This window comes from Bacillus sp. B1-b2, assembly GCF_009183415.1.
Taxonomy (GTDB): Bacteria; Bacillota; Bacilli; order Bacillales; family Cytobacillaceae; genus Niallia.
The window spans coordinates 1-2,166 of record NZ_WEHU01000067.1; the positions used below are offsets into that span (position 1 = coordinate 1).

Here is a 2,166-nt window from a genome sequence, read left to right on the forward strand (position 1 = left end):
AACTAAGTGAAACGGGGTTAACTGATAGATGGATGTTCTGCCTGTTATGATAATGATAAAAAATAAAGTGGCAAAACCAACGATGACTTTGATCGTCAGTAAACCAATATTGACTTCTTCCAAAGTTTTTTCCTCCAATTTAAATTTTACTTAGTTGTAAGATCTTGAGGTTTAGATAAAGAGGCTAGTTTTAGTATTAAAGCTCGAGTTACAATTCCAACCATGATGTAATATATGAATGAATATCTGTATCTCCACTCTAAATAATTAACAAGTTTGACCCACTCGCAAAAGGGTTCACCTATATAGGCATATGTTAGTGCCATAATGATCTGGGCTAAAATAAAAGATTTCCATGTTCTAAAATATTGATATAACAACATGTAAGCTACAGGCACCATTGAAAAATCAAAAGGAAAGGCCCGAGGAATAAAAGGTAAAAATGCAATGGGGTAATCCCAAAAACTATATTGTGCACCAACTACATCTAATAAGGTTGTTGTCAAGATAATTATGGTACCAAATAACAAAATTTCTAAAATAATGTCATGTTTAACAAGTTTAGCCCATATAACCCAAGGCACAACTAAAAAAACAACTAGTATCCACCATTCCCAAGTTAAAAACTCATTTGTTAGCCAACCATTTAATTCTAAATGATACAGCTTATCTTCTAATAAACGTATTTCCTTAAGATTTTCAAATATATTATCTATTGATATCATCCCTATATTTAAATTAAAAGGTAACAGATATTTTTGAATTCAAACTCTTTGAGCTGCCTTTTTAGTATTACCGTTTTTTAGTAATGAATTTCCATCGTAAATAACAAAAATTTTTTAAATCTAGATTTAAGATAGAACAATAAAAACAGGATACATCAACTTATAATAATGGAGAAAGGAGGCGAGCACCCTGTTCAACAATGCGCTCGGTCAGGGATCGTTGCAACAAGTCTTCAATTCTTAATGGTACAGAATCAGTAAGATCCCCCTCGAACTGCTCTGTGAGTTCTCTTGCCACATCAGCACTGTACACGACTTGACACACCTCATAATTCAGGCGAAAACTTCTCATATCATAGTTTGCTGCGCCTACTTCTGCAATTTCCTCATCAATGATCATCAGTTTCGCATGTAACATTCCTTTATTGTACTGGTAGATTTGGACCCCAGCTTCTATAAGTTCCCCGTAATAGGTACGACTTGCATAGCCCACGCTTTTTTGATCAATGTGGCGAGGAACCAGCAATCTTACGTGCACACCACGAGCCACAGCTGTCTTTAATGCCATGATAATATCTGTTTCTGGTACAAAGTAGGGTGTTGTTATATCAATAGTCTTGGTCGCCTGTGTTATACATATAAAGTAAGCTTGACGAATAACTGGGGTAGGAATTCCAGGGTTTCCTTCCAACGTATGGATGTACGCTTTTTGCAATGTCCCTGTCTTTGGGTATATGTCCATCTCTTTACCATCTATGGTGCTCAACTCTGAACCCAATTCGGCTGACCATCTGGAAAGATCTACTCTTCCGATTGGATTGATTTTCGTTACCTCAGATTTTGTTTTCAGATTTGTTTTCGATTTTATCCGTTCCGGCACAGCAATATTCCAATGAACGTCAAAGACAGTCTGCAAATTGACTGATGCTTCTCCTGTTATTTGTAAATGAGTATCCCTCCAGAAGCCAACGTCAGGCTTCAATCCTGTATATTCATATCCTACGTTCATGCCACCAGTAAAAGCTTTCTTTCCGTCGATCGTGACAATCTTACAATGATCCCGATAATTCCAATTGGATAAAATCCAGGGAAAGCGTAAAGGAAATATTGTCCGGCATTCTATCCCTGCTTCCACCATCTGAAGGATTTTTTGACGCGGAAATTTTTTACTCCCCCAACCATCTCTAATAAAACGAACCCGCACTCCGTTTACTGCTTTTTCGATCAGCAGTTCTGTGATGCGATTACCTATTTGGTCATTCCGATAGATGTAATATTCCAGATCAATGGTTTTTTGGGCTTTTTGTAGGGATTCGATGAGTTGTTCATATTTTGCTATTCCATTGTTAAACACTTGGACTTGGCCCATTCGAAGCCCATTCACAGTGAAATGCCGTAAAGCATCGGCAATTACCGATGCTGAATCACCGAATGTCTCAGG

At 37.3% G+C, this 2,166-nt stretch carries 2 protein-coding genes; both read right to left on the reverse strand.

Features of this window, described 5'->3' with window-relative positions; all coding sequences use genetic code 11:
- Nucleotides 1-146 precede the first annotated feature (146 nt).
- A complete protein-coding gene (locus tag F9279_RS24705) occupies nt 147-725 on the reverse strand; it encodes a CBO0543 family protein (protein ID WP_152116729.1) in 579 nt (192 codons plus the stop codon).
- A gap of 160 nt (nt 726-885) precedes the next feature.
- Nucleotides 886-2,166, reverse strand: a 1,281-nt coding sequence (locus F9279_RS24710; RefSeq protein WP_152116730.1) for a phospholipase D-like domain-containing protein, incomplete at its 5' end; no start/stop codon positions are given.